This window comes from Pseudoalteromonas sp. R86517 (assembly GCF_042466295.1).
Classification (GTDB): Bacteria; Pseudomonadota; Gammaproteobacteria; order Enterobacterales; family Alteromonadaceae; genus Pseudoalteromonas; species Pseudoalteromonas atlantica.
Map to the genome: position 1 here is coordinate 3,297,501 of NZ_JAXHCB010000001.1, position 26,371 is coordinate 3,323,871.

Annotated in this window: 16 protein-coding genes, 2 rRNA genes and 2 pseudogenes (1 of these 20 running past the window's edge); 11 read left to right on the plus strand and 9 right to left on the minus strand. The window is 42.9% G+C overall.

Annotation, left to right across the window (positions count from 1 at the left end):
• Positions 1-2,247, plus strand: a 23S ribosomal RNA gene (locus SJY38_RS14950); it begins 640 nt to the left of the window's first position.
• A gap of 203 nt (positions 2,248-2,450) precedes the next feature.
• A 5S ribosomal RNA gene (rrf, locus tag SJY38_RS14955) occupies positions 2,451-2,565 on the plus strand.
• 550 nt (positions 2,566-3,115) lie between these two features.
• On the opposite strand, the gene SJY38_RS14960 is transcribed toward rrf, so the two are convergent.
• On the minus strand, positions 3,116-3,643 hold the full coding sequence (locus SJY38_RS14960) for a sugar O-acetyltransferase (RefSeq protein WP_377110073.1): 528 nt from the start codon (positions 3,641-3,643) through the stop codon (positions 3,116-3,118).
• Positions 3,644-3,836: 193 nt separating this feature from the next.
• On the opposite strand from SJY38_RS14960, the gene SJY38_RS14965 reads away from it, so the two are divergent.
• From SJY38_RS14965 to SJY38_RS14985, 5 genes are all read left to right on the plus strand, one after another.
• A complete protein-coding gene (locus SJY38_RS14965; RefSeq protein ID WP_377110075.1) occupies positions 3,837-7,277 on the plus strand; it encodes a PKD domain-containing protein in 3,441 nt (1,146 codons plus the stop codon).
• A 184-nt stretch (positions 7,278-7,461) separates the two neighbouring features.
• The gene (locus SJY38_RS14970; protein WP_377110077.1) at positions 7,462-8,226 is read left to right on the plus strand and encodes a DeoR/GlpR family DNA-binding transcription regulator; all 765 of its coding nucleotides are present in this window, start codon (positions 7,462-7,464) and stop codon (positions 8,224-8,226) included.
• Positions 8,227-8,272: 46 nt separating this feature from the next.
• Positions 8,273-10,093 (plus strand): glutamine--fructose-6-phosphate transaminase (isomerizing), encoded by a 1,821-nt coding sequence (gene glmS / locus SJY38_RS14975; RefSeq protein ID WP_377110079.1) that lies wholly within the window; start codon positions 8,273-8,275, stop codon positions 10,091-10,093.
• A gap of 112 nt (positions 10,094-10,205) precedes the next feature.
• Positions 10,206-11,393, plus strand: a complete 1,188-nt coding sequence (locus SJY38_RS14980; protein ID WP_377110081.1) for an alpha/beta hydrolase-fold protein — start codon at positions 10,206-10,208, stop codon at positions 11,391-11,393.
• 199 nt (positions 11,394-11,592) lie between these two features.
• On the plus strand, positions 11,593-12,891 hold the full coding sequence (locus tag SJY38_RS14985) for a DEAD/DEAH box helicase (protein ID WP_377110083.1): 1,299 nt from the start codon (positions 11,593-11,595) through the stop codon (positions 12,889-12,891).
• Between the two features lie 96 nt (positions 12,892-12,987).
• On the opposite strand, the gene SJY38_RS14990 is transcribed toward SJY38_RS14985, so the two are convergent.
• Positions 12,988-16,209, minus strand: coding sequence for a S41 family peptidase (locus SJY38_RS14990; protein ID WP_377110085.1), 3,222 nt, complete (start codon positions 16,207-16,209; stop codon positions 12,988-12,990).
• 155 nt (positions 16,210-16,364) lie between these two features.
• Positions 16,365-16,517, minus strand: a pseudogene (locus SJY38_RS14995) (5-methyltetrahydrofolate--homocysteine methyltransferase); the annotation flags it as partial.
• Here SJY38_RS14995 and SJY38_RS15000 point away from each other — a divergent pair.
• Positions 16,498-16,608: pseudogene (locus SJY38_RS15000) on the plus strand (MerC domain-containing protein); the annotation flags it as partial. The pseudogenes SJY38_RS14995 and SJY38_RS15000 overlap by 20 nt on opposite strands.
• Positions 16,609-17,066: 458 nt before the next feature.
• Positions 17,067-17,903, plus strand: coding sequence for an alpha/beta hydrolase (locus SJY38_RS15005; protein WP_377110221.1), 837 nt, complete (start codon positions 17,067-17,069; stop codon positions 17,901-17,903).
• A gap of 14 nt (positions 17,904-17,917) precedes the next feature.
• Here SJY38_RS15005 and SJY38_RS15010 read toward each other — a convergent pair whose 3' ends face one another.
• The 6 genes from SJY38_RS15010 to SJY38_RS15035 form a co-directional block, all read right to left on the minus strand.
• Entirely contained in the window at positions 17,918-18,820 is a 903-nt protein-coding gene (locus SJY38_RS15010; protein WP_377110087.1) for a homocysteine S-methyltransferase family protein, read from the minus strand.
• A gap of 166 nt (positions 18,821-18,986) precedes the next feature.
• Positions 18,987-19,232, minus strand: coding sequence for a DUF3297 family protein (locus SJY38_RS15015; protein WP_024034014.1), 246 nt, complete (start codon positions 19,230-19,232; stop codon positions 18,987-18,989).
• 83 nt (positions 19,233-19,315) lie between these two features.
• Complete coding sequence (locus SJY38_RS15020) at positions 19,316-20,320, minus strand: YeiH family protein (RefSeq protein WP_377110089.1); 1,005 nt, start codon at positions 20,318-20,320, stop codon at positions 19,316-19,318.
• Positions 20,320-21,315 (minus strand): TauD/TfdA family dioxygenase, encoded by a 996-nt coding sequence (locus tag SJY38_RS15025; RefSeq protein WP_004586031.1) that lies wholly within the window; start codon positions 21,313-21,315, stop codon positions 20,320-20,322. Before SJY38_RS15025 ends, SJY38_RS15020 begins: the two co-directional genes overlap by 1 nt.
• A 9-nt stretch (positions 21,316-21,324) precedes the next feature.
• Positions 21,325-22,287, minus strand: coding sequence for an aldo/keto reductase (locus SJY38_RS15030; protein ID WP_029773103.1), 963 nt, complete (start codon positions 22,285-22,287; stop codon positions 21,325-21,327).
• Between the two features lie 216 nt (positions 22,288-22,503).
• Positions 22,504-23,253: a GntR family transcriptional regulator gene (locus SJY38_RS15035; protein WP_273606609.1), complete on the minus strand. Its 750-nt coding sequence runs from the start codon at positions 23,251-23,253 to the stop codon at positions 22,504-22,506.
• A gap of 170 nt (positions 23,254-23,423) precedes the next feature.
• Here SJY38_RS15035 and SJY38_RS15040 point away from each other — a divergent pair, with 170 nt between their 5' ends.
• Positions 23,424-24,191 (plus strand): sulfite exporter TauE/SafE family protein, encoded by a 768-nt coding sequence (locus tag SJY38_RS15040; RefSeq protein WP_004586028.1) that lies wholly within the window; start codon positions 23,424-23,426, stop codon positions 24,189-24,191.
• 107 nt (positions 24,192-24,298) lie between these two features.
• On the plus strand, positions 24,299-26,359 hold the full coding sequence (locus tag SJY38_RS15045; protein WP_286741688.1) for an alpha-xylosidase: 2,061 nt from the start codon (positions 24,299-24,301) through the stop codon (positions 26,357-26,359).
• Positions 26,360-26,371 lie beyond the last annotated feature (12 nt).

Genomic DNA, 26,371 nt, shown 5'->3' on the forward strand with positions numbered 1-26,371 from the left:
AGTTGCAAGGTATAGACCCGAAACCCGGTGATCTAGCCATGGGCAGGTTGAAGGTTGAGTAACATCAACTGGAGGACCGAACCCACTAACGTTGAAAAGTTAGGGGATGACCTGTGGCTAGGAGTGAAAGGCTAATCAAACCGGGAGATAGCTGGTTCTCCCCGAAATCTATTTAGGTAGAGCCTCGGACGAATACTTACGGGGGTAGAGCACTGTTAAGGCTAGGGGGTCATCCCGACTTACCAACCCTTTGCAAACTCCGAATACCGTAAAGTAATATCCGGGAGACACACGGCGGGTGCTAACGTCCGTCGTGAAGAGGGAAACAACCCAGACCGCCAGCTAAGGTCCCAAAGTCATAGTTAAGTGGGAAACGATGTGGAAAGGCCCAGACAGCCAGGAGGTTGGCTTAGAAGCAGCCATCCTTTAAAGAAAGCGTAATAGCTCACTGGTCGAGTCGGTCTGCGCGGAAGATGTAACGGGGCTAAACTATGCACCGAAGCTGCGGATTCATCTTAGGATGAGTGGTAGGGGAGCGTTCTGTAAGCGGTTGAAGGTGTACCGGGAGGTATGCTGGACGTATCAGAAGTGCGAATGCTGACATGAGTAACGATAATGCGGGTGAAAAACCCGCACGCCGGAAGACCAAGGGTTCCTATCCCATGTTAATCAGGGTAGGGTAAGTCGACCCCTAAGGCGAGGCCGAAAGGCGTAGTCGATGGGAAACGGATTAATATTTCCGTACTTGGTATAATTGCGATGGGGGGACGGAGAAGGCTAAGCAAGCATGGCGATGGTTGTCCATGTGAAAGTGAGTAGGCTAGTGACTTAGGTAAATCCGGGTTGCTGTTAGGCTGAGACACGAGACGAGCACCCAAGGGTGTGAAGTTGCTGATGCCATACTTCCAGGAAAAGCCTCTAAGCTTCAGATTATACCGAATCGTACCCCAAACCGACACAGGTGGTCAGGTAGAGAATACTAAGGCGCTTGAGAGAACTCGGGTGAAGGAACTAGGCAAAATCGTACCGTAACTTCGGGAGAAGGTACGCTCCTATCTGTGATGAGACTTGCTCTCTAAGCGGACGGGAGCCGCAGTGACCAGGTGGCTGGGACTGTTTATTAAAAACACAGCACTGTGCAAAATCGCAAGATGACGTATACGGTGTGACACCTGCCCGGTGCCGGAAGGTTAATTGATGGGGTTAGTTTTCGGACGAAGCTCTTGATCGAAGCCCCGGTAAACGGCGGCCGTAACTATAACGGTCCTAAGGTAGCGAAATTCCTTGTCGGGTAAGTTCCGACCTGCACGAATGGTGTAACCATGGCCACGCTGTCTCCACCCGAGACTCAGTGAAATTGAAATCGCAGTGAAGATGCTGTGTACCCGCGGCTAGACGGAAAGACCCCGTGAACCTTTACTACAGCTTGGCACTGAACATTGAACCTACATGTGTAGGATAGGTGGGAGACTTTGAAGCAGCGACGCTAGTTGTTGTGGAGTCGTCCTTGAAATACCACCCTTGTAGTTTTGATGTTCTAACGTTGGCCCCTGAATCGGGGTTACGGACAGTGCCTGGTGGGTAGTTTGACTGGGGCGGTCTCCTCCCAAAGAGTAACGGAGGAGCACGAAGGTTGGCTAAGTACGGTCGGACATCGTACGGTTAGTGTAATGGTAGAAGCCAGCTTAACTGCGAGACAGACACGTCGAGCAGGTACGAAAGTAGGTCATAGTGATCCGGTGGTTCTGAATGGAAGGGCCATCGCTCAACGGATAAAAGGTACTCCGGGGATAACAGGCTGATACCGCCCAAGAGTTCATATCGACGGCGGTGTTTGGCACCTCGATGTCGGCTCATCACATCCTGGGGCTGAAGTCGGTCCCAAGGGTATGGCTGTTCGCCATTTAAAGTGGTACGCGAGCTGGGTTTAGAACGTCGTGAGACAGTTCGGTCCCTATCTGCCGTGGGCGTTTGAGAATTGAGAGGGGTTGCTCCTAGTACGAGAGGACCGGAGTGAACGAACCGCTGGTGTTCGGGTTGTCATGCCAATGGCATTGCCCGGTAGCTACGTTCGGAACTGATAAGCGCTGAAAGCATCTAAGCGCGAAGCAGGCCTCGAGATGATTTCTCACTAGACTTTTAAAGTCTCTGAAGGGCCGTTGAAGACTACAACGTTGATAGGCAAGATGTGGAAGTGGTGTGAGCCATTAAGCTAACTTGTACTAATTACCCGTGAGGCTTAACCATACAACGCCAAACGCGTTTTGTGACAGAAACAAGCGACAGAAGTTAATAGCTAAAGTAGATAGATACTTGAGACTTAAAAAATATTATCAGAGTTTTCCAGATTTATGAGGTGACTCTTAGCGCGTAGCGTTAACATTGAGGCACCTTGCGCAAAGGAAATAGTAGCACTACGTGCTTATCATTACTCCTTTGCACCTAATTTGCTTGGTAACCATAGCGTTTTGGACCCACCTGACCCCATGCCGAACTCAGTAGTGAAACGAAACAGCGCCGATGATAGTGTAGCATTTGCTATGTGAAAGTAGGACATTGCCAGGCTCCAAATAAGAGAAACCCGTTACAGCGATGTAACGGGTTTTTTGCTGTCTGGAGTTTAGTAAATAACCAGACCCATTGAGCAATTAATGCTCACTTTTAAACCTATCATGTAGGTCGGGCGAGCGTAGCGACTCCCGACGCAATGATAATGCCGCATTTGCTATGTGACTCTCTACTGCTGTGGGCACTACGACATTGCCAGGCTCCAAATACAAGAAAGCCCGACTCGAAAGAGCCGGGCTTTTTTACGTATGCAGAAAAGTGAAATGCGGACAATTAATGCACACTCATCTACTTCTAGAATGTAGGTCGGGCGAGCATAGCGACTCCCGACGCAATGATAATGTAGCATTTGCTATGTGACTCTCTACCGCTGTGGGCACCACGACATCGCCAAGCTCCAAATACAAGAAAGCCCGACTCGAAAGAGTCGGGCTTTCTTACGTCCGTAGAAAGGTGAAATGCGGATAATTAATGAACACTCATCTACTTCTAGAATGTAGGTCGGGCGAGCGTAGCGACTCCCGACGCTAAAAAACATCGATTATAATTATAGTGTTCTTATCTCACGAGCTGGATTACCAGCAACAACAGTATCCGCCTCTACACTTTTAGTAACTACAGATCCCGCACCAATAATACTGTTATCCCCAATGCATACGCCCGCTAAAATAATTGCACCTGCGCCAATCCACACGTTGTTGCCTATTGTAATAGGAGCAGCAAAGTTTTCTTTATTCAGTCGCTGTGTAGGGTTAACAGCATGGGATACAGTCAATAGCTGAACATTAGGGCCAATTAAGCAGTCATCACCAATGCTGATAGCTCCTTCACTAATTGGGGCATCTAATACCGTACAGTTAATGTTTATGAAGCTACGATCACCAATTGCTATTTGATTACCATAATCGCAATGAAAACCTGATTCTATAATTGCGCCTTCACCACATTGAGCGAATAGCTCTTTAATGCGTTTTAAATTACCTTTACTCGGGCTTTTATTGAAGAGTCGGCATATTTCGCCTGTTTGTTTACGTAGGGCTAAAAGCTCTCTGTTTAAGCTATTAAATGGCTGCATTAATTTCGCTCTTTATTGGGTGTCCAATTACTGTTCTAGGTATTATCGCATGGTTATATATGTTTACTGAGATGATGTTGTAACTTTTATACTAAGGCCGAGGTGAAGAAGCTCCATGATCAATACTAGATTTTATTTTAAAGCTTTTAAAAAAAAGATAATAATGTAAAATTAATGTAACAGGGAGCAAGTGATGAAAATTAATAAATCAATCCAAGTACTATGTTTAATAACTCTTTTAAGTGGTTGTGGAGGAGGGGGTGGTGATACGAGTAAACCAGTTAATAATGATTCTGGCTCTTCAGGAAAAGCTGAATTTGTTAAGCCTGACTATCAAAATACGCCTATTTATAACGGTGAAACATCTTTATTCGAAATAACAGCAAGTAATGTAACTCAACTAACTACCCAGTACTCATATTTACTAGATAGTCTTAATTCCATAGTATTTGGTGAGGATTATCAAAATCTATTTCTCCACGACCCAGTGCTAAGTAACCAATCTGATCATTCCGGTTGTGTTACAGGCTCTACTGTAATGAAAGAGGAAGAGGCTAATCAGCACTATATAATTACTTATAACAATTGCTCTGCTGCTGGGTGGGTTTTTAATGGGCAATCTGATATTTATATCGAAAGCTCTAACGCTGAATTTGTTCTTGAATATGGAATAGTACCCAATTTAACAATTAGTAACGAAGTGCTCGGTGTTGTCTACTCAACAGAAGGTTTTGCTATTGCTAGTAGCGAAGAGGAAAATAGTGACAGTAGCGCTATTGTAAATATCCTATTCAAAGGTTCAGACGAAAGCTCGCATGATATTCTATTTTCGGATGTAAGGCTTGATGCAGTTTTAGATGCAACTAATATTGGATATGGAATTGGTTTTAATGGTGATATTTATTTTAGTGATTTAGGAAAGTTAACAGTAAAAACGGACAAATTCTATCCCAATAATGATATAGCGTTGCCTCCGATTGTTGGTGCGCAATACAGCTTTGTATCACAAAATACTGCTTTAGCTGAGCTTAAGGGCAATGACATTTCGAGCATACGCTTAACTAATGAGTTTATACCACTAGAGTTTTATTTAGCAGATCTAGACGATGTTTATAACAATGAAGTCAACTCTGCTCCTAGGGCTGATATTTTAGCCCCTGACTCAATTAGAAGAAACTCTATAATTACACTTGATGCATCGCAGTCCAAAGACCCTGATTTAGAACCATTAGGTTATGAGTGGAAATTAACAGCTTTTCCTGAAAATGCTAGCTGGCAGATTAGTACAGGGAGTAAAATAGAATTTCTTGGAGATCTACCTGGTCTTTATCGTATTTCGTTAACAGTTGTAGACCCAAGTGGCGCAGAAAATACTGCAGAGCATGAGTTCAAATTAGAAAAACTCCCTGCAATTGTTTCTGATATTACTGCATATGATGAAATAGAATTAGGTGAACACTATACAGCCATTATTAATTTGTCTAATGATGAAGTCGATGGTCCTTTTGAGTACAAAATAGCTTATGGGCCTAGTAATATCTCGATTTCAGAGCAAGGAGAGGTTAATTGGTTAAGCAACGCGCCTGACTTTGGTAGTAATTTAAAGGTAAATTTTGCTGTTGATATATCAAACTCTGATACTCAAACAAGAGCTAAGCATCAAATCAACCTTCACTCACGTGGTGGCGTAGATTATCACTCAGTTGGTTATGTGAACAACTCAACATCCGGTGTAGCTTCAATTAAGCTTTCGAACAATAAAAGGGGTGTATTACGCAGTAATGATGATTATGTCTTAAATCTCAGTGAGACAGGGTTTCTAGAATACAATAAATGGATACCTCCCTTACCTTTAAATGCTGAGCATGTAGGTGCATTTCTTAATCAGTCAGGGACGCAACTAAATTGGCTCAGTATTACTTACAACCAAGAGGCAGCTAAACATCAAATATTTTTAAGTAATGAGGACTCGAGTAGTTTGCTCATAGATGATGTTTCGGCTGAGAATTATAACTCTATGGTATTTGATTACAACGGCGATGATATTGAAGATATCCTCCTTTCGGCGGGTCATTCGTATGATAGTTATCTTATTAATGGGAATGATCTTTCTATCACTAAGCTTATTGTTGCGCCGGACCTTTCACTTAATTATTCAAATAGCTTGATTCAAGTTTGTGATTTGAATAATGACGGCTTTAAAGAGTTAATTGATAGGGGAAGTATATTTGATGTCAAACAGAACAAATACCTGATAGAGCCATACTCTGAATATGAATTTAAGGCGTTTACCAGTGGTGGTGATTGTCGTGTAACTAGGTATAAAGCCTCCGATCACTATAGTGAACTAATATGGTGGGAAGATGGTGAACTGCAGGTTAGTATTGAAAAGTTTGAGACTAGTTTCCATGATGGAATTTCAATCGGCCTTGAGGTAGATAGTCCTTATAGTCATGTTTACTTTTCTAATTCAAAAGAGCTTCATTACTTTGATCAGCAGTGGCAACTGTTCTCTGTATCTATTGATGAAAACCCCTTTGGGAGAGTAATAGGAGCTGTTGATTTTGATAATGATGGAGTACAGTCTTTATTAGTAAGCAAAACAGATAGTTTAGAAGGAAGTTATTTATACGAAGAATATACGATGCAAAGCTTTAGCTATGAGAATGGGCGATGGCAGCTTGAATATTCATCAGTGCCTCAAGGTCAACTTCCTAATCTTCATATAGTTGGTGCTGTTAATGATACGGTTAGCGTTTCAGATTTTGGCCGTTCGGCTCAGATAACGCACAATAATGCACCTGTTACTTTCACTGGAGAGATGCTGTTAACGCAAGATAATGAAAATCAAATTGAGTATTCATTAACTCAAATTAACAACGAGACATTCATTGTTAAACGAAACATAGGTTCAACCAGTGTAATTTGGCAAACTAGCGTTTCAGAAGTGACTTTTTCTAATTCGTATGATTTTGCTTTTACAGAGTCCGAAACACACTTGAGTTTTAAAAGTGGTACTAGATATTTCACAATTGTAAAACAAACAGGTGAAGTCGTATCAAGAGTCTTCTTTCCTTACTTGCCGTCTGAAGAGATGTCAAAAATAATAATAGGTTATTACGATTTAGGTATAGCTTTTTACGAAAACTCTAGCTTATCACCCATTTCAATTGACAGTAGCAATTGGCCTGTTCCTTTAGATTTCTTACAAGAATCAACAAGCCATGTAGCGCATGTACACGCTACCCAGCTAGATTCAGATCCTCAACTAGAGCTAATAATTGATTATCGTACTTTTGGTAGTTTCGATGAGGAAGGTGGTTTAATAGTATTAGATACGAAAACGAAAGCATTAGAAATTTTGGATGGGCAACAAACTAAGGGCTTTACAATTTACCACAAAGAGAAAATCCTCGATGAGGCTATAGGTGGCGTTTATGGCCGTAACTATTTGGCGCAGTACTCTATAGAAAAAACAATTAGCCTAGTGGATAAGTTATCAAATCAAGTTATTTGGGAGAGTCCACAAATCTCGAATAATTACCACGATGTACTAATTCAAAAAGATGAGCGTGATTCTTGGAGTTTATATATTTTAGGTAGTGAGTTTTTAACATACCCATATTTGAACTAAAAAATAATAGCGTGCTCAGTAATCTAGTTTCTAGCTCATTGAGCAAGCTAGAATGTTTCACCACATCTACATACTGTTAAATTAAAAAGCGCACATTGCGCTTTTTTTGCTCGTTCACTTGCCATTTAACTAGTTTCGTTTAGAATTGCACATCTTTCGAAACGAAACTTAATCTACGAGCTTTATGACTAAACGAAACACACAGCAACGCCGTCATTTAATACTTACTCAGGTAAATGAGCTAGGTGGTGTGGCTGTTGAAAAGCTTGCGGAGCAGTTTCAAACATCTGAAGTAACCATTCGTAAAGATTTAACCGCGCTTGAAAAAAGTGGCTTATTACTGCGCCGTTACGGCGGTGCTATCGCACTGCCAAAAGAAATCGTCACCGACGAAATAGACTCTAAGCGCAAAGTAGCAATAGCAAAGGCTGCTGCTGCACTTATAAAAGATCATAACCGTATTATCATTGATAGCGGGCGTACTACGGCCGCTATGATCCCAGAGCTTTCAAATAAGCGCGGGTTAGTTGTAATGACTAACGCAATTAAAGTGGCGAGCCGTTTACTATCACTTGAAAACGAGCCAACACTTTTAATGACTGGCGGTACTTGGGATCCGCATTCTGAGTCGTTTCAGGGGCAAGTTGCCGAAAACGTATTATGCTCTTATGACTTTGATCAGCTATTTATTGGTGCTGACGGCATAGATGTAAAACGCGGCACGACTACCTTTAATGAGTTAGTCGGCTTAAGCCAAGTTATGGCAAAAGCCGCCCGTGAAGTAATCGTTATGGTTGAATCAGATAAGATTGGCCGAAAAATACCAAATTTAGAATTACCGTGGAAAATAGTAACCACTTTAATAACCGATACTGGCTTAGCAGATGATAAACGCAAAGCGATTGAGGCGTGTGGTGTAAAACTAATTTGTGCAGAGATTATTAATTAGTAACTACAAAGCGAGTTACTAGAATTAAAAAATTAATGGAGACACTATGTGTGGAATAGTTGGGGCAGTTGCAGAACGTCCAGTAAACAAAATTTTAGTTGAAGGCCTTAAACGTCTTGAATACCGTGGCTACGACTCTGCCGGTGTAGCACTTTTAGAAGGCTCTACGCTAAATACTGTAAAAGCAGTCGGTAAAGTAGTGAACGTAGAAGCCGCACTTGAGAAAGCAGGCGTTAGTGGTCATACAGGTATTGCACACACACGCTGGGCAACACACGGTAGCGTTACTGAAGAAAACGCTCACCCGCATGTATCAAACAACCAACTAGCACTTGTACATAACGGTATTATTGAAAACCACGCAAGCTTACGCGCATCGCTTAAAGAAGAAGGCTACGAGTTCTTATCTGAAACCGACACCGAAGTTATGGTGCACTTAATTCATAAGCTTCGTAAGCAACACACTACGTTACTTGCTTCTGTTCAAGCAGCGGTTAAGCAATTTGAAGGTGCGTTTGGTACCGTTGTATTTGATAAAGCAAACGACAACGAAATCATTGTAGCGCGCTCAGGTAGCCCGCTTGTTATAGGTTTAGGCCTTGGCGAAAACTTTATTGCCTCTGATCAGTTAGCACTATTACCAGTTACTCGTAGCTTTATCTTTTTAGAAGAAGGCGACGTAGCCCACATTACGCGCGACACAGTAGAAATTTTTGATGAAAATGGCGATGCTGTAGAGCGTGAAGTTGTTGAATCAAACATCACACAAGATGCATCAGGCAAAGGCGATTACCGCCACTACATGCTAAAAGAAATCTACGAGCAACCACTTGCGGTACGCAATACCCTTGAAGGACGTTTAAACGACGACCGTGTAGCAATTGATGCCTTTGGCGACAGCGCTCAGCAAATATTTAAAGACGTAAAACACGTACAAATTATTGCCTGTGGTACGTCTTACCATTCAGGTATGGTTGCACGTTATTGGCTTGAGCAATTTGCAGGCGTTAGCTGTAATGTTGAGATTGCCTCTGAGTTCCGCTACCGCCAATCGTATGTACATGAAAATAGCCTACTTGTGACTATTTCACAATCGGGTGAAACAGCCGATACGCTAGCTGCGTTACGCCTAGCTAAAGAGCAAGGTTACATGGCCTCAATGACCATTTGTAACGTACCTGGTTCATCGCTTGTTCGCGAATCAGACCTAGCCTTTATGACTAAAGCCGGCGCTGAAATTGGTGTAGCTTCTACTAAAGCATTTACAACGCAATTAGTTGGTTTGTTAATGCTTACTGCGTCTATAGCGCAAGAAAAACAGCTTGATCAAAGTGCTATTGTAGATGCTATAAAAGTACTTCCTGCTAAGCTTGAAGAAACATTACTGCTTGCTGATAGCATTGCAGACCTTGCAGAAGAATTTGCCGACAAGCATCACTCACTGTTTTTAGGTCGTGGCTCGCAATACCCAATTGCAATGGAAGGTGCACTTAAACTTAAAGAGATTTCGTACATTCACGCAGAAGCCTACGCAGCGGGCGAGCTAAAACATGGCCCACTTGCGCTTATAGATGCCGACATGCCAATTATTGTTGTAGCACCAAACAATGAGCTATTAGAAAAGCTTAAATCAAACGTAGAAGAAGTACGCGCACGTGGCGGCATTATTTACGTATTCGCAGATAAAGATTCACACTTTGAGTCAGACGACACAATGCGTGTAATCAACGTAAACCACACTGACGACATTATTGCGCCAATTGTTTACACACTGCCATTACAGTTACTGTCGTACTACGTAGCGGTAATTAAAGGTACCGACGTTGACCAACCACGTAACTTAGCTAAATCGGTTACTGTTGAGTAAAATCAAAAGGTTGGTAATTACCTGTTAAAGATAAAAAGGCGCTTAATGCGCCTTTTTTTGTACCTCAAAGCCTGTTAGATTAAATAACACACTATTTTCTAAAGGATTAGTAATGCGTTTATTAACCGCTGTTTTTATATGTAGTTTATTTATATTTTATTCTAGTAGCACACTTGCAGAGCCTGATTTAAAACAGCAAACCATTAGCTATACGCAACAAACACATACTATTAATTCAGCAGTTTTAAATGAGCAACGTACCGTTGTAGTCCAGCTTCCAAAGAGTTATCAAGCTAATCCAAGCAAAGTTTATCCGGTAATTTATCGCCTTGATGGCGCGGGTAACATACCGCTTATAAGTGCTGTGATGGAGCGATTACAAAATGATAATCGTGCGCCTGAAGTTATTATTGTCGCTATTGAAAATACCAATCGCTTAAGAGATTTATACCCCACAGTTAATAAAGAGCCACAAGGCCCGGTAGGTGAAGGCGGTGGTGCAGCAAAGTTTTTAGCATTTATTGAGCAAGAGCTTATGCCCTTGATTAATAAAAGTTACCGTTCGCACAACTTTAATGTAATTGCTGGGGCTTCTGCGGCAGGCGTGTTTGCACTTTATACAATGCAAGCTAACCAAGATCTTTTCCAAGCACACATTGCTTACAGCCCTGCGGTTTGGTGGAACTATGGCGCACCGGTAAAAGCGGCTAAGTCGTTTATCAATAAATCAAAAGATCTAAATAACTATGTTTATATAAATATTGGTGAAGAAGCTGGCTTAATGCGTGAGCGATATAATGAGCTGCAGCAAGCTTTGCAATCTAATAGCTTGCCAAATTTACGATTCTTTAGTGACGCGTTTAATAATGTATCGCATAACCTGACTTCGGTTGCTGGTTCATTTAATGCCTATCACAACTTATTTTTACCTAAGCAAATGCCTATGAGTGCTTTAAGCGATGATATAGAGTCTATTGATGTTTATTATAAAAAGTTATCTCAGCAATGGGGCGAGCAGATTGCGCCACCGGATCGCGCTGTTAGATCACTCGGTTATAACTTAACGGGCAGCAAGCAATTTACTCGTGCTATTGAAGTGTTTAAGTACAATATAAAAAACCACCCAAAATCAGTCGATGCGCTTTCAGCCTTGTCCTACGGTTATGAAATGCAAGGTGATACTCGTCAAGCGCTTGAACAGATGGAGTCTGCTTTAGCCATTACAAATGAATCATATCCTTATATAAATTATTTAAGAGAAACAAAAGCTAGGTTACAAGCAGAACTTAGCAAGAACTAATAATATTGCTAACTTAGTTGTTGGCTTTTTATGAAAGCCTCTTTAAGTTTGGAGTGCTCACGGTGACAGTCAAATTTCCTCGAAGCTTGTAGCTCGCAGCCATTACTTAAACCACATTAAAATCACTAATCCCTACTTAATAAGCGCTAAATACGCTAAAATTACAGGCTACTTTTTTAGCAATGAGCCCGTAATATTCATGACCTCAGCAACAAGCCCTAGCACCTTTAACGATCTTGGCCTTATTCCAGAGCTACAAGCTCGTTTAACCGATTTGGAATATAACCAACCTACGCCAATTCAAGCTAAGGCGATTCCAAGTGTACTGGCTGGTAGCGATTTAATTGCAGGGGCAAATACTGGCTCAGGTAAAACAGCGACGTTTGCTTTACCAATGCTACAAAAGTTATTTTTAGAGCAAGGCGTTAAAAAAGCAGCGAGCAAAGGTAATTTTGTCACTGGGCTTATTTTGGTACCTACGCGCGAGCTTGCAACGCAGGTGGCCGATAGCGTTAAATCGTATTCTGCTAACTTTAATGGCGCCATTAAAACGGTGGCGGTATTTGGTGGTGTGTCGGTTAATACACAAATGCAGGCTCTACGCGGCGGCGCCGATATTATCGTGGCAACGCCAGGGCGTTTGCTCGATTTAATCTCAAGCAATGCTATTAAGCTCGATAAAGTAACTACACTTGTGCTTGATGAAGCCGACCGCATGTTAAGCCTTGGCTTTACCGAAGAGCTTGCTGAGTTATTAGCGCTTATGCCTGCTAAAAAACAAACTATGTTGTTTTCAGCAACCTTCCCAGAGCAAGTAACACAATTAACGCAAGAGCTGTTAACCAACCCTGTTGAAATACAAGTTCAAAGTAAAGACGAAAGCACCTTAGTACAGCGCGTATTTACGGTTAATAAAGGCGAAAAAACCACGGTTTTAGCGCATTTAATTAAAGCGCATAAATGGCGCCAAGCACTTATTTTTGTAAACGCTAAAAAAGACTGTGAGCACCTAGCAGGTAAGCTTGAAAAGCGTGGTATTAACGCACAGGTATTTCATGGTGATAAAGGCCAAAGTGAGCGTACTCGCGTAATAGAAAAATTTAAAGCTGGCGAAATAGAAGTACTTATAGCCACCGATATAGCAGCCCGTGGTTTAGACATTGCCAAACTACCTGTTGTTATTAACTTTAACTTACCGCGTAGCCCCGCTGATTACATGCACCGTATTGGCCGAAGCGGCCGTGCCGGTGAAGTTGGCCTAGCGTTATCACTGATTGATTATGAAGACTTTCATCACTTTAAAATAATCGAAAAGAAAAACAAACTTCGTTTAGAGCGTGAAGAAGTAACCGGTTTTGCGGTAAACCAAGCAAACCTTGATGCAGCACAAGCACTTAAAAATGAAAAGCCAATGGCAAAGCCTGAAGGCACAGGTAAGAAAAAGAAGAAAAAATCCAACCAAGAAGATGATGTATGGAGCGGCTGGAGAAAAAGATAAGCCTTAATACATATAAATCATTAAACTCGAATTATTAAAAAACCCTGCACATTTGCAGGGTTTTTTTGGTAGTAGCTAATATTGCTATATAGCAAATTAAAACTTAGACGGAGCTGGTGGCACTACTAAAGGTTGCTTAGGGTTTGCTTTAAGCTCCTTTAGTAACTCCTGTACAGCACGTTCTATCGATGGATCTTGGCCTTTATAAATAAGCTCTGGGCGGTCAACCACTTTAATATCAGGAGCAACGCCTTCGTTTTCTATAATCCAGTTACCTTGGGTATCTAAAATACGGAAAGTAGCCGCAATAACTTGCCCGCCATCTACAAGAGCAGGGTTGCCAGAAATACCAATTAAGCCACCCCAAGTACGCGTACCAATTAGCTTACCTAAACCCGCTTGGCGAAAGTAGTAAGGAATTGCATCACCGCCTGAGCTTGAATAGCCGTTTATTAGCATTGCTTTAGGACCGTCGTGCGCAAACTGTGGCGTTTTAGTCGGCTCTGTACCACGGCGTTTCCAATAGTTAAGTGGTTTACGTGCAAGCCAGGTGATCATGTGCTCAGGAATATAGCCACCGCCATTGTAACGGTCATCAATAATCATGGCGTCTTTGGTGGTTTGCGGCATGTAATTTTTAAACATGGCGCGGTTGCCTTCATACGCTGTATTTGGCAGGTGTACGTAGCCAATACGCCCGTTTGATAGCTTATTAACGTAGGCTGCACGCGAGTTAACCCAGTCTAAATAACGTAGGCCTTGCTCACTGGCTACAGGTTTTACAGTTACTTGCCACGCGCCTTTGCTACGCGGTTTACTGTTTAGCACCAGCTCCACTTGCTCGCCTTGGGTGTTTTCAAGGAGTTCGTAAAAGTTAGCCACGTCTTTAACCGAGCGGCCATTTACCGCAATAATATAATCGCCGTTATGTGCTTTTACGCCTGTAGTGCCCAGCGGTGAGCGGAAATCGTCATGCCAGTTTTCACCTTTGAAAATTTGCTCTATTTTTACGTAACCCGATGGATCGCTTGCAAGCTTAGCACCTAATAAACCGTGATTTTTACGCTCGGCTTTTGGCATATCGCCCGATTGCACGTAAATATGGCCTGAGTTAATTTCGCCGGCAATTTCGCTAAGTATGTAATCAAGGTCGCTACGGTGGCTAATAGCATCAGCCATAGGCTGGTATTTAGCTAAAATAGCATCCCAATCTTGACCGTGGTGGTTTTCGTCGTAGAACCAATCGCGCAATGTGCGCCAGCCTTCTACGTACATTTGTTGCCACTCAGCTTGCGGGTTAATTTTAAGCGTCATTTTGCTTAAATCGAGCTTGTTGGCGTCTAGGTCTTGCTTGGGTTTAGGCTCAATTAAGCTGTAACCGCCACTTGTATGTACAAGTAGGTGCTCGCTATTGCTCGATATAGTGTAATGGCTAACACCTTTAGCCACGGTTTCTAGCTCGCTATCGTGTTCGGTGCCTATAAGTTGTAATCCGCCATTGGCAAGTGTTAGTACGCCGTCTTTTACTGCGGTTAAGCCACGGTAATCGCCCGCAGGGGCATTAAGCGCGGTAACACGCTGCATAAAGTCGTTGCTTTGCAGTGCGTTTTTAACTTTTTTGTCGTCTTCTTTTTCGTCGTCATCGTCTTTTACAATCGTGGTTTCGTCACTTTGTAAGGCAATAAGCGGTTTAACACTGTCGTTTACTGCAGCCGCATAAATACGGGTGGCGCGGTTAAACATGTAGTCAAATTCGTAGCTGCTAAACGCAAGGTTAAAGTCGCGCTCAGAGCTAAAGTAAAGGTACTGGCCATCTGGCGAAAAGGTTGGGTTTTGCTCGTTACTCATTTCGTCTGTTAGGCGCGTTACCTTTTCTTTTTCAAGGTTGTAGTGCCACAGTGAGGCATAACGGTTTTCGTTATTTTTAACATACACAATGTCTTGGCTATTAGGCGACCACGTATACTGAGTAATGCCGTCTTCGTCGTAAATGCCGGTATCAATTTTGTGTTGCTTACCCGATTTTGCATCTAACCACCACAGTGTGTGGTTTTTATCTGCAAATAATAATTTTGAGCTATCGGGTGACCAAATAGGCGTAAAGCGCCAAATAGTGCCATTACTAGTGAGTTGTTTAATGGCATTATTTTTACTGCGATCTTTTAAGTAAATTTCGTACTCGCCGCTTTCATCGCTCATGTAAGCAATGTAACGCCCATTTGGCGACCAACTTGCGTCTATTTCACGGCTCTTATCTGTGTACGATAAGTTACGCGTAGGGCCTTGTTTAACAGGTACACTAAATAGCTCGCCACGGGCTGTAAATACAGCACGTTTGCCATCGTGAGAAATCGACATAGAATCAATAAAGTCGCTTACATTTTTGCTGTACGGCATAGCGTATTGGCGCACACCGGCAATGTTAATGCTCAGCTTAGTGCTTTTTTGTGTTTTTGCGTCAAAGCGATATAAGTAACCGCCGTTTTCGTAAACAACTGCATTAGGGCCTGCTGAGGGCCAAAGTACGTCAAAGTTTTTAAAGTTGGTGAGCTTTTTAGGCTCACTGCCTTTGCGATATTGGTAAAGGTTTAGTGTGTAATCACGATCAGATACAAAATAAATATTGTCGCCAACCCAGGTAGGTTGTTGGTCGGTTGCACGGTTAGTAGTAAGTTGCTCTGAGGTGTTATTTTCTAAATCGTAAATCCATACATCTTGCGCGCGCCCGCCACGGGTGCGTTTCCAGGTACGAAACTCACGGTCAATAGGCGTATAAACATACTTGCTACCATCAGGTGAGAGCATACCGCCGCCTGTTTCTGGAATAGCTAAAGGTTGCTCAAGTCCACCGTCGGCAGGGACCATATAAGGGCGACCCATACGTTTACCCCATGGTGTGCGGTTTGCTCTAAACACCACATTTTTACCATCGGCGGTCCAATCTAAAACGCGGTAATCAAAACCACCACGCGGCGGCATTGGGCCAACATCGTTGTAGTATGTAAGCTGCTTAAGGCCTGAACCATCGCTGTTAATTACATAAACTTGGCGGCTGCCGTTATACTCAGCCGAAAACGCAATGCGCTTACCATCAGGAGAAAATTTAGGAAATGTTTCAAAACCAATGTGGTCGGTTAAACGTTTGCTTTCGCCGGTTTGTGTATTAGCAATATAAATATCGCCACTGTAAACAAAGGTCACGTTTTGGTTATGAATATCAGGAAAGCGTAGTAAGCGAGTGTCTTTAGTTTCATAGGCCGATACGCTCGGTGCAATAACCGCAGCCAAGGCAAGCGCCAATGTTGTTAATTTTTTCATGGGATTACATCCTATATTAATAGCTGTTACATCATAACAATAAGGTTATAAATAGCGATGCACTTGCGATAAAAGGTCTGTTACAAAATGTGAATAAAAAAAGGTTGGCATTAAAACGCCAACCTTCAAGGGAGTACTCTTTTTAAAGAGTGAAATTAGTGGTCGTGATCGTTGTCTTCTTCCTCTTGCGCAATACCAAGCCAAGTAATTGCACTAGGAGCAAAAGTAAGCTCAACCTCACTTTCAATTTCTAAGTCTTCAAGTTGTACTTGCACAACGTGCTGAGCAATAGGGTCTGCTTTTATTGCTGTAGCGCATTGGTTTAATTACAAGCAATGCCTTAAACAAAATGACGATAATTGCCCGTGTTCAGGCACCGAATCTGATCAGGTAGCTTAGCGTTGTTAGTGCTACAAACAACTAACGTGTAGCACTTTAAATTAATACCCTAGTGTTTAAATTTTTTAATAGCCTAAAGCTAAAAGTGAGTTAAAGTAATCATCCAATATTGGTTTATTACGCTTGGCTTAGGCTAGGGCGTGCTGATCTTTGCGGATTGAAATTTGTTCAATCTAGGGGCGATTAAATCGCGGCGCGAGGTTTGCAACCTAGTGGGCTAAGTAAAAACCGAGTAAAGCTTCCGCGTCCTGCTCACGCCCCTTACCTACATCCATGTAGGCAACAAAGAGTTTATCGCCCCTAGGCAGAACCCGAAGGGCAACGCATGTTTGGCATTTATGCTGCGTTATCGCCTATTTATGGGGAGTAACCACACTTCATAGGCTCTGCCTTGCCTAAAAACCAAACATACTGCTGCAAATTCAACCATCAAGGATCAACACGCCCTAATGAATATAATGAATACTGCTTTAAAATACTTGCTGTTACTCTGCGCTTTAATGTGTTTTAAATTAAGCGCAAATACTCCGTACCAAATCCCTAGAAGTAGTGTTATTGAACTCACTGAGCCTATGACCAATCGGGTATATCCTGTTTTTATTCAGCTCCCTAAGTCATATAAAAAGCATCCTGAAAAAATATATCCAGTTATTTATTTAACCGATGCACCGTATACGTTTCCTATTGTGGCAGGTGCTACACGGTTCCCTATGAATAGCGGTAAAATGCAGCAGGCTATTATTGTGGCCATTAGCTACGAAAAAGGCTCCAGAGGGTCTAATAGCCGAATTAGAGACTACACACCAAATAAGGCGCAAAGCTGGAAAAAACAAACAGGTAACGCTCAAAACCATGCGCTGTTTTTAAAAAATACTGTACTGCCATATATAGAAAATAACTACCGAGCAAGTAGCACACAAAAAACTTATATAGGTAACTCTTTAGGCGGGTTATTTGGCGTGACTATTTTATTTACGATGCCTGATTTATTTAACAATTATATTATTGGCAGTCCATCGGTTTGGTTTAATAACAATGCGATTTTAGCGCTACAAGCACATAAGCCTAAAGTGCCTACAAAGGTTTATATATCGGTAGGGGCAAAGGAAACCCCAAGCTTTGGTGAAGGACAAAATATGGTGGAAGGGGCAAAGCAATTAACGCAAAAAATTAATGCACTTAGCAGTGACAATATTGAACTAAAAAGCGTTGTTATTGAAGGGGCGAGCCATGCAACCGCTTTTCCTACTACAGCTATACAAGGGCTTGATTGGGTAACAGCAAACAAGCCCTAAAAGGCACTAAAAGCTTAAGCGCTTTCAAGTTCCTGTTTCCAGTTTACTAATACTTCAATAAACTCTGGGCCAATACCACAGCAGCCGCCAATAACACTTGCGCCTTGGCTGTACCACGTTTTTGCAAAATCTAGGTATTCTGCAGGTGAAATATCACGATACGCCTGCGAGCCTTCGTTAGCTTTGTAATCGCTTGCGATAGGTGTAAAGCCATTAGCAAATGCGCCTAAAACAACGCTTTTATTTTGTTTAGCTAATACTGCGTTGGTATCGCTAAAGGCTTGCTCTATAACCTCAGGGATTGAGCAGTTAAAGAAAATACCAGTAACATTTTGTTCAAGCAAAGCCGCTACAGCGTCACTTACCAGCTCACCAGAGCGAAGTGTCGCTTGCTCGCTTACCACATCATTTAAGGTAAATGCGTAATAACATGGCTTGTTTGAGCCTTTAAGTACATTTGCCATAACGTGCGCTTCTTCAATGCTCGATATGGTTTCGCCAATCCATACATCTACGTGCTCGTCTTGCGCTTCATATAACGTATCTAAAATAGTAAAAGCGCGTTCGCTTTCAAATAGTTCAGGGCGATAAGAGCCAAATGCGGGTGGTAATGAGCCTGCTACTAATACATTTTGTTTAGCGTTTTGAGCTACTTCTTTTGCAATAACGGCCGCTTGCTGTGCAAGGGCTGCGCCTTGAGCTTGGTATAGCGCTTCACCTAAATGAAAGGGCACACAGGCATAACTATTAACGGTAATTATTTCAGCGCCTGCATCTATAAAACCTTGGTGAGCCTGCGTTACAAAATGTGGGGCTTCTATTAGTGCTTGTGCACTCCACAGTGGCTGTGTAAATGGCGCGCCAATGCGTTTAAGCTCGCGTCCCATGCCGCCATCTAAAATAGTTACTTTATTCATAAAGGATTTCTATACAACTAAACAATATGGCGCTATTCAACCATAATTTTTTTAGATTCATAATGAAACTTCGTCACCTTTAACATGAAAAAAGCTCAATGCTTTTTTACAGGCATAAAAAAAGCGACATCTCGCAAGAGAGTCGCTTATTTAAGTAGGCTAAACCTTACTTATAAAATACGTCTACCGTGCCTTTTACTTTCATAAGTAAAGGTTGGCCGCGGCGGTCTAGCGCTTTAGGCGCGGCAATTTTAATCCAACCTTCGCTAATGCAGTACTCTTCTACGTCAAAGCGTTCTTTGCCATTTAAGCTTACGCCAATTTCGTGTTCAAACACTTCTTCTACGTAATGCTTGCTACGTGGGTTAATAGAAAGCTGGTCAGGTAATGCTGGTTTTGTTGAATCGGTCATGGTTTTAATCTTTATTAAAAAGTGATGCGCTATTGTAGGCAATCCACTCAATACGCTCAAGGTTTAATGCTTAGCTACCCAACTTAGCTACACAATACAAAGCCAAGTATTAACAGTGCTATCCAAATGGTTTCAGCAACAATCATAATTATTGGTTTTAAGCCTACCTCGGTGAGTTTGCCTAGGTTTGTTTTCATACCAATGGCGGCTATAGCGGCAATTAAAAAGAACCGAGAAAGCTCATTTGTGGTTTCAAGCACAATAGCGGGTAGGTTAAAGGTGCTGTTTATAATCATTAAAATTACAAAGCCAATTAAAAACCCCGGTACTTTTGGCAACTCGCCATGGTTACTTTTATTTGAGCGATTAATAACCACCATCATAATAAGTACTACAGGCAATAGCATAGCCACGCGTACTAGTTTGGTAAGTGTTGCTATATCGCCAGTTTCGGGCGATACCGAATAACCGGCACCCACTACTTGGGCTACATCGTGTATGGTGCCACCTAAAAATACGCCTGCGTTATGTGCATCAAATTCAAGGTAGTTAACCACAATAGGGTATAAAATCATTGCAATGGTCGACATGGCCGTTACGCCAATTACGGTAAGTAAGGTATCGCGCTCTTTATGCTCGCTGCTTGGCATAATAGATGAAATAGCCAGTGCTGCCGATGCGCCACAAATAGCAACTGAGCCACCGGTGAGTGCGCCAAAGCGTTTTTGTAACCCAAATACTCGGGCAAGTACAACCCCTAAAATAATGGTGGTAAATATAGCGCCAGCTAACATTAGCGCTGTTTGCCAGCCCAGTGTAACCAAATCGCCCAGTGCTATACGGGTGCCAAGTAATACAATGCCTACACGTAAAACCGTAGTACCGGTAAAGTCTATGCCTTTAGCGCACGGGCTGTCGCTTTGATATAAAAACGACACCGCCATCCCCAATAATAAAGCAAACAACATAGCGGGCGCGCCATAGTGTTCACTTAAAAATAAGGCTGCAAGGCCAGTCATTGCAGCAATGCTGGCCCCTTGCCATAACGGGGAAACTTTTACCTTTAGTGCACCGGTTAAGCTTTGCATTAGGCGTTAGCTGCTGTCAGTGCAACAAGCACTTGGCGTTTACGCTCGCCAGTAAATGGGCGGCGGCCATGCATAGCCATTTCGTTATCAACTAAGGCTACATCGCCATCTTGCCATGCTAAATCAAAGGTAAATTCTTTTGATAGCTCAACAATTTTTTCAAGCCCTTGTTTAGGAATGGCGCTGCCATCGCCAAAGGTAATAGCAACCGATGGGTTTTCGCGAACGCCTTTCCAGCCCATGTAAGCGGCAATAAGTTGGTTATAAAAAACCTGTACGCCGTTTTCAAGGGTAACTACTGCAGGTAAAACCGGAGTAATTGCTTTTAAAGAGCCATCTTCTAGCCATTCCCACTCGTAACCTAGCTCGGTAAGTTTGCTGTGTGCTTCTTCTTTGGTTTCAACGCTTAGAGTGCTTTTCCAGCTGCGGCCTTGGCCCGATGTAGCATCGTCGGCTGCGGGCATATAAGTGGTGTACTTTAAGCCTTTTTGCTCAAAGTCATCGGCTAATTGGCTATCAAATTGCTTTAATGCGCTAAATAATTTATCTGAGCGACAAAGCGGTGTCGCGCCGCCTTCCTCAGCTGCCGATTTACAAAAAAAGAACAGCTTACTTGGCGAAATAGGCGTTTGTGCCATTTCGTGATGAAGGTAAATTTCTACATCTTTGGGGGCTTCGTTAGCGGTAAATACACGCTCGGTAAAGTTAATACGTACCGCGTTAGATAGCGACTCTTGGTACGTAAAGTTATCGTAATCAAACCCTGCTGAAAATGTATCAAAGGTTTCGGCGCTATCAACAGGGAAGCCTCTAAACAATACAGCGCCTGAGCTGCGTAGTTTTTTAGCCAACTCGCTTTTGTTAGCGCGAATAAAAGCTACCGCTTCTTCAACGGTGCTGGCGTTATTGTTATTAACTACAATGCACGGAAAAACCGAGTCATCAAACGTTAATTGAGTAGGCACTTGGGCATAGTTAAGTTCGGTAGCTGACATTTTATTATCCTAATCGTAAATAGGGTGAAAACGGTTAAAGGCAGCTTCACAAAAGTGCCCAGGGTCGTTAAAACGGCGGTTGCTATTAAGCGCAGAAATTTGCGCCATTTCTTGCTCTGTTAATTCAAAGTCGAACAGCGCGAGGTTTTCTTTCATGCGTTCAAATTTAGAGGTTTTAGGAATAATGGCGGTGCCGCGTTGCACACCCCAGCGCAGTACAACTTGTGCTGGTGTTTTGCCATGATTTTGCGCCGCAGCTTTTACTACGCTTTGCTCAAGCACCGACTCAGTTTGATCGGCCATTTCAAGCTCAAGGTACGAAAGCGCACCGAGCGGCGAAAACGCAGTAACCGGAATGTCGTACTGTTTGGCAAGCCTTACTAAGCGCTCTTGCGTTAAATAAGGGTGCGACTCAATTTGCAGCATGGCGGGTTTAATGGTGGCGTAGGTCATTAAATCGTGAATAAGCGCGCTTGAGTAGTTACACACACCAATGCGTTTTGCTTTGTTGTTATGTACTTGCTCTTCCATTGCTTGCCACGTTAAGTGTAGCGGCACTTTTGCCAGCTCCATTTGTGGGTTTTGTGCATCAGGGTCTACAAACCACTCTGGTGGGTAGCGTGTTTCGATTGGTACAAACGTTTGCGCAATCGGAAAGTGAATTAAGTATAAGTCGAGGTAGTCGAGCTTTAAATCGCTCAAGGTTTTATCAATGGCTAGCTCTACATGCTCTGGCGCATGAAAGGTATTCCATAGCTTTGATGTTACCCATAATTCTTCGCGGGTACATAGGCCGTCTTTTATTGCTTGAGCAATGCCATCGCCTACTTGTTCTTCGTTACCGTAGTCTGATGCGCAATCAAGATGGCGGTAACCTGCTTTAATAGCTTGGTACACTGTTTGCGCGCAATCTTCTTGTGCTACTTTCCATAAACCGAACCCGACTGGCGGGATGTTATTTAATGAACTCATTGGGAATTCCTGTTAAAATTGCATAATGACTTTGGTCTTGTATAAGACATAAGTTATTATACGAATCTAACAGTGTCAACACTGTGTTAACCGCAAGGCAATAAATGAAAGGTGTTAAAAAACCTACAGGCAGCAAAAAGGCAGCGTTTGCTGCCTTTAAAAAATATTTAATAAGTGTGCGCTAATATAACTTACTCGCGGCTAAAGCGCGGTTAATTAATCAAGTTCTATTTGGTAGTGGTAATGATCGCTACGGCATTTACTTAAACGATATTCAATGCGTTTACCTTCGATTGACTCGGTAATGCGCGATACCAACAATAAAGGGTCACCGGCTTTAATAGCGAGCATTTTAGCGTCGGTTTCATCTGCTAAAACGGCTTTAATGCTGTCTTGGGTTTTATGCACGGTTTGGTTAAATTTGGTTTGGTAGTAATGATACAATGTATGCGGAATATCACTACTTTGATGTATATCAGGAAAGAAACTTTGTGGTAGATATATAGTTTCGCTCATACAAAATTCGTTATCGAGAATGCGTCTGCGTACAAGCTTAGTGACTTTGTCTTTTTTATTAAGTTGCAGCGCATCAATAACATCTCGTGGTGCCGGGCAAAGCTCAACCGACAATAGCTCGGCTTTAGGTAGGTCGGCGCCTTTACCGTCGGCCTGTAGCGGAAAAAACCTAAACAGGGCATCTTGCGCGGTATGCTCAGATACAAACGTACCAACACCTTGGCGGCGAGTAACTATTTTATCGTCGGTTAATAAATTAAGCGCTTTACGCACAGTGCCTTGGCTTACGTTAAACTCTTCAGCAAGGCGAAACTCGCTCGGTAATACTTCGCCAGGTACCCAGCGTCTTTCAACAATGAGCTGTTTAATATAATCAGCCACTTGTAAGTAAAGTGGTTGAAAAGCCAAGCTTGGGCCACTTAATTTGTGATCAAACATAGAGTTACTCATTGTTATTTACCATTAAATTTAATCCACCTGTATTTATATCATAGGTGAAACTTTTTGCGCAGTTTTGCGCAAGCTCAATTAATTGTGAACTATTGCTGTGTAGTTTGTTTTTACATTATGCCTAAAAACAAATCGTTACACTACAGTAGCGCACACGTAGGATATTTAAAGTGCTCAGTATTTCGTTAGAACTCATCTTGCTTATGGCGTTGTGCCTAAGCCTTGCCACCATAATGCAAACGCTTAGCGGGTTTGGCTTTGGGTTGCTGGTGGTTGCAAGCTTTACGTTGCTAGATGTTTTACCGCTCACTGCCACCACCTTTTTAGTGAGTTTATTGGGTTTAGTTAACTCAACCACTGTGGTGGTTAAAAATCGCAGTACAGTAAAAGTGCCCGAGCTTAAACTTATGTTGTATACCGGTATTCCGCTAATGCTGTTAGGTTTTATACTGCTTGAATATATGTCGGCGCATTTAACGCAGTTCTTAAACTTTATTTTAGGCATTAGTATTTTGCTATGTTGTGGCTTAATGCTAATTGGCCGTGATAGAGCAAATAAGCAAAGCGGGCGTGGCTCGTTTTTAATTGCCGGCGGCGTAAGTGGCTTGCTGGGTGGGCTGTTTTCAACGTCGGGGCCGCCGCTGGTGTTTCAGTGCTATAAACAAGCTTGGTCTATTGAGGCCATTCGTAGCACCTTACTTGCGGTATTTACCATTGGCGGCTTAGTCCGTGTTGGTATTGCCTTATTTGGCACCTTACCCGAGCTCGACATTATGTTTTTAATTGCAGCGGCCATACCGCTGGTATTATTAGTAACGCAATTTGCTCGTAAATTAACGCCTTACGTTGATGCAAAATGGATTCGTATAATAGCAATTGCATTGCTTGGCCTAAGCGGCGTTTCGCTGGTGGCAACATCGGCACCGGGCATATTTTAAAAGTAACGATGTAAATAATTCATCTTAGGGTTATTTACATTGACATGGGGATTACAATTATTTAACTTGTGTCTTATACAAGACTAATAATTGGTTAAGGAACTCCCATGAATGCATTTGAATTACGTGAGCCAGACTGGAACGCAATAGAGCCAGCACGCTTAACTGCAGAGCCTAAATTACAAGGCCATGTGCTAGTTTTACCAACTCAATTTGGCGAGGTCAGCGTTACCATCAGCCAGTTTGGTTTACGTTTAAATGCGGGCTCCACGCATGACGAGACGTTTAAAATATTAACCACCACCCCTTCAAACTTACCGCTATCACTTAATAAATTAGACCAAGGCTTTGCAGCCACCGCCGGTGAGTACCGCTTAGAATTTTACAGCGACCCTTTTTACTTTAAGCTTTATAAAAACGATAAATTAGTACAGCAATCAGCAACTGATGGCCATTTTGTGCGCCAGCACCGTTTACCGCCACTGGCCAAAACCGATAACGGCTGGATTTTAAGTCTAGAGCTTAATTACGACGAAGCCGTTTACGGCCTTGGCGAAAAATGGGGCAAGCTTGATAAACGCGGCCAGCTTATTCGCTCATACAACCACGATGCACTGGGCGTAAACGCCGAAAAGTCTTATAAAAATACGCCATACGCTTGGAGCCCAGAGGGCTGGAATTTATTTGTACACACGCCGGCGCCCGTTACACATGGCGTAGGTTACGCACTTTGGTCGCAACGTGCTTATGTGTGTTTAGTAGAAGACGACGCGCTAGATGTATTTTTATACCAAGAGCAAACGCCTGCACAAAGTATAAATCGCTACTGCGAGCTAACTGGTTTTGCACCGGTGCCACCGCAGTGGAGTTTTGGTGTTATTTTATCAAAAGCGTACTACAAAGATGCCGACGAGCTATTAAGTGTCGCCCGCGAAGTACGCGCTAAAAACATGCCGTGCGATGTAATTACCCTTGATGGCCGCGCATGGCAAGACACCGACACCCGCTTTGCCTTTGAATGGGACCCAACACGTTACGCCGACCCAAAACCTGTGCTTGATGAACTAAAAGCCATGGATTTTAAAATTTGCGTGTGGGAATACCCAATGATCTCGGTAAACAACCCATTATTTGCTAAAGCGGCCGAGAACGGCTGGCTAATAAAAGACAAACGCACAGGTAAAGCGTATCAATACGAGTGGGATTTAAGCCCCTTTGGCGAAGTACTTACGCCATTACCAGAGTCGGGTATTTTAGATTTTACTCATCCCGATGCTTACGAATACTGGCTGGAGTCGCACAAGCCATTGTTTGAGCTTGGCGTTGATATGATAAAAGCAGACTTTGGCGAACAGCTAGAAGACGAAAACATGGTATCGCACAGTGGCGACAGCGGCATTAGACTACATAATGTTTATAGCATGCTGTACAACCGCTGCGTTTATGAAGCCGCCGAAAAGTACTGTAAAACAGGGCCATTTTTGTTTAGCCGATCTGCATGGACAGGCAGCCAACGTTTCCCAGCACAATGGGGCGGCGACCCACAAGCCGATTGGCAAGGTTTAGCGGCGAGCATTCGCGGCAGCTTAGCGTGGGGCATGTCGGGCGGGCCATTTTTTGCAACCGATATTGGCGGATTTTACAAAGACACCCGCGATGCAGAGCTTTATGTACGTTGGGCGCAGGCATCGGTATTTAGTGCGCACATGCGTTTACATGGCATTGGCCCACGCGAACCGTGGTCATACACCGAGCAAGCAAGTGACGCAGTATTTGCAGCGCTTAAATTACGCTATCAGTTAATTCCGTACTTACAAGAATGTGCAGAGCAAGCGCAGCAAACAGGGCTTCCTATTCAGCGTGCTATGGCATTGGCGTTTCCTGATGACGTACTGGCACATAATTTTGATCAGCAATTTATGTGCGGCGAAAAACTCCTTGTGGTGCCATGTGTTGTACCAAACGGTAAAGTTAAATTTTATTTACCACAAGGCGAGTGGGTGCGATTCCCTGATGGGCAGGCGTACCAAGGCGGCAAGTATTACGAAGAAACACTTGAGCTTACACAAATGGCCGTATTTGTTCGTAAAGGCGATACGCTCATGCTAGGCCCAGAGGTTCAACACACAGAACAAGACATGAGCCAGCTAACAGCATGGCCAAAATAAAACTCGGTTAAT